Below are 2,712 nucleotides of genomic sequence, written 5' to 3' on the forward strand. Positions count from 1 at the left end.
ACCGCGCCCCCCGGACCGGGCGCGGAGGTCGTCGCCGCGGTCTCGGACGTGCCGGTCGGCGGAGCCGTGATGATCGAAGGCAAGCGTCTGGTCGTGTCCCAGCCGGTCGCCGGCGACTTCCGTGCGTTCGTCGCGATCTGCACCCACTCCGGCTGCAACATCAGCGGCGTCGAAGGGGACGAAATAGTGTGCAACTGCCACGGAAGCCGTTTCCGGCTCGACGGCACGGTCGCGCAGGGCCCGGCGAAGAAGCCCCTGAAGACGCGTCCGGTCGAGGCGCGCGGTACCGATCTCGTCGTCGGCTGAACCGGGGTCGTCGTCGCCTGCGTCGGAGTAGATTCCGACGCAGACGATCGGAGCTCCCATGGATCCCGAAAAGCTTCCCGAACATCTCCTCGAACAATTCCCGGTGAACCGCCGCACGGTGCTGATCGGTGTCGGTGTCGTGGCCGCAGCCGCGACCGCCGCGTGCGGGAACTCGAACACAGGCAGCACCGGTGCAGCCACCACGACCCCGAACCAGGCGAACCGTACGCCCGCCGCGCAGATCGGGCCGCTCATCGCGGTCGGCGACATCCCGGTCGGCGGTGGAGTGGTGTTTCCGTCGCAGGAGGTGGTGGTCACCAAACCCGGCGACAGCCAGGTCCTGGCGTTCAGCGCGGTCTGCACGCATCAGGGCTGCACGGTCGCCGACGTCAGTGGTGGCACCATCAACTGCCCGTGTCACGGCAGCAAGTACAACCTCGACGGCACGGTCGCGCACGGGCCCGCAACCCGTTCGCTGCCGGGCAAGACCACCGAGATTCGCGACGGTCAGGTGTACGTCTCGTAGCCGGGAACCGCCTCGCCGTGCCCCGGCGCCGCTAGTGTTCGTATCTGTGACAGCACCCCGACGGGACTGGCGGCCGCGCGCGCTGCGGGAGGGAACCGAACCCGACCCGCGGTTCACCCTCGCCAACGAACGGACCTTCCTGGCGTGGATCCGTACGTCGCTGGGCATCATCGCGGCCGCGGTCGGGCTCGAGACGTTCGGGGGCGACGTGGTGAGCACCGCGGTCCGCACGACCGTGTCGTGCGTGTTGCTGGTGTTCGCCGCTGTTCTGGTCATCGGCGCGCTGATCCGCTGGGTGCGCGTCGAGGAAGCCATGCGCACCGAACGCCCCCTGTCGCCGCCCTGGGCGGCGTTCCTGCTGGCCGGGATGCTGGCCGTCGCCGCCGTGGTGTTGACGGTGGCGATCCTCCGATGAGCCGGTACACCACCCACGACGATCCCGGGCTGCAGCCCGAACGCACCAGCCTCGCGTGGCTGCGCACCGCCGCCGTGCTCGGTGCTGTCGCCCTCGGATTCATGCGCTTCACGCCGGGGCCGGACGTCGCGATCGTCTCGATCGGATTGCTGTGCCTGACCCCCGCGCTGTACCTACTGATTACCGCCGGTCACGGCCACCGTGCGCGGGTCCGGCGATTCGCAGCCGGGACGGTCGCGCATCACTGGTGGCGCAACCTCACCGTCACCGTCGCGGTCGCGGTGCTCGCCCTCGCGTCGGCGGTCCTGATCGCGACGAGCGGATAGGGCCTGCCCTAGCGCGAGAGGTCGATCAACCGCGCGCTGCCCTGCGCCGCCGCGCACACCTTCTCGGTTCCGTCCTCGGCGACCGCGACGATCTCGCACCGGCACAGCGCCTGCCGCTTCGTCGATTCGACGACTGCGGCCTCGGCGCGCAGCAGCACACCTTTCGCCGGCCGCAGATAGTCCACCGTGAAACCGGTCGTGACGATCGACGGGCCCAGGACCGTGCCCGCCGCGAACGTGATCGCGTTGTCCGCCGCGTACGACAACACCCCGCCGTGGACGAAACCGAACTGCTGCAGCAGTTCCGGACGGATCGGAATCTCGAGTACCGCACGCGGCGGCGCGTAGGCGCTCAGGCGCGCACCGACCAGGACACTGAACGGCTGCGCGGCCAGGACGGCGGCAGCGGCGTCGAAAGCAGCGGCGTCGAAATCCAGGGTTTCCATGCACGGCAGTGTGCCCTATCCGAGCTACCCGAGCGGGTGGACCAGCACGACCCCGGCCAGCGCGATCGCCGTGACCCACACCGTCGCGAATCCGGCGAGGGCGACAGGGCGCCAACCGATCCCGCGGAGCATGTCGAGGCGCACGCCCGTGCCGAGCGCGAACATCGCGGCCGCCAGCAGCGCGACCTGCACCGAATGTGCGGTTTGCAGGACGGTCGTGGGCAGCATCCCGGTCGCGCGGAGCGCGGCGCAGGCGAGGAACCCGACGAGGAACAGCGGAACCAGCGGCGGTCTGCGGGTGTCCGCCGGTGTCTCACCGCGGCGCCGGGCCGCGATCCCGACACCCGCGGCGACCGGCGCGAGCAGCGCCACCCGCGCGAGTTTCACGGTCACCGCCACCGTCAGCGCGCCTCCCGCCGCCGTCGTGGTGTCCAGGGCACCTCCCACGGCGACGACCTGCGCGACCTCGTGGACGGCTGCACCGGCCCACATCCCGGCCTGCGTGCCGTCGAGTCCGAGACCACCCGCGAGCGCCGGCAGCAGCGGGATCATGGCGGTGCCGAACACGACGACGAGAGCGACCGTGGTCAGCAGCTCGCGGGTGCGCGCGGAGATCATGCCGTCGACGGCGGCCGCCGCGGCCGCCCCGCAGATCGAGAATCCGCACGCGATGAGCAGGCGCTGGGTCCAGCC

General features: G+C 70.9%; 6 protein-coding genes. 4 read left to right on the plus strand and 2 right to left on the minus strand.

What is annotated here, in order from left to right; all coding sequences use genetic code 11:
• The 4 genes from I0Q12_RS08075 to I0Q12_RS08090 all read left to right on the plus strand — a co-directional run.
• The coding region (locus tag I0Q12_RS08075; RefSeq protein WP_197251441.1) for a ubiquinol-cytochrome c reductase iron-sulfur subunit at positions 1 to 306 on the plus strand (306 nt) is incomplete at its 5' end.
• 58 nt (positions 307 to 364) lie between these two features.
• Positions 365 to 832: a ubiquinol-cytochrome c reductase iron-sulfur subunit gene (locus I0Q12_RS08080; RefSeq protein ID WP_197251442.1), complete on the plus strand. Its 468-nt coding sequence runs from the start codon at positions 365 to 367 to the stop codon at positions 830 to 832.
• A 46-nt stretch (positions 833 to 878) separates the two neighbouring features.
• A complete protein-coding gene (locus I0Q12_RS08085) occupies positions 879 to 1,247 on the plus strand; it encodes a DUF202 domain-containing protein (protein ID WP_197251443.1) in 369 nt (122 codons plus the stop codon).
• A complete protein-coding gene (locus I0Q12_RS08090) occupies positions 1,244 to 1,573 on the plus strand; it encodes a DUF202 domain-containing protein (RefSeq protein ID WP_197251444.1) in 330 nt (109 codons plus the stop codon). The genes I0Q12_RS08085 and I0Q12_RS08090 overlap by 4 nt, the downstream gene beginning before the upstream one ends.
• Positions 1,574 to 1,581: 8 nt before the next feature.
• On the opposite strand, the gene I0Q12_RS08095 is transcribed toward I0Q12_RS08090, so the two are convergent.
• Both I0Q12_RS08095 and I0Q12_RS08100 read right to left on the minus strand, forming a co-directional pair.
• Positions 1,582 to 2,019: a PaaI family thioesterase gene (locus I0Q12_RS08095; RefSeq protein ID WP_197251445.1), complete on the minus strand. Its 438-nt coding sequence runs from the start codon at positions 2,017 to 2,019 to the stop codon at positions 1,582 to 1,584.
• 24 nt (positions 2,020 to 2,043) lie between these two features.
• Positions 2,044 to 2,712: YeiH family protein (locus I0Q12_RS08100; RefSeq protein ID WP_231610252.1), on the minus strand; the 669-nt coding region annotated here is incomplete at its 5' end.

The sequence above is a fragment of the Rhodococcus sp. CX genome (assembly GCF_015865005.1).
In the GTDB taxonomy this organism is placed as follows: Bacteria; Actinomycetota; Actinomycetes; order Mycobacteriales; family Mycobacteriaceae; genus Rhodococcus.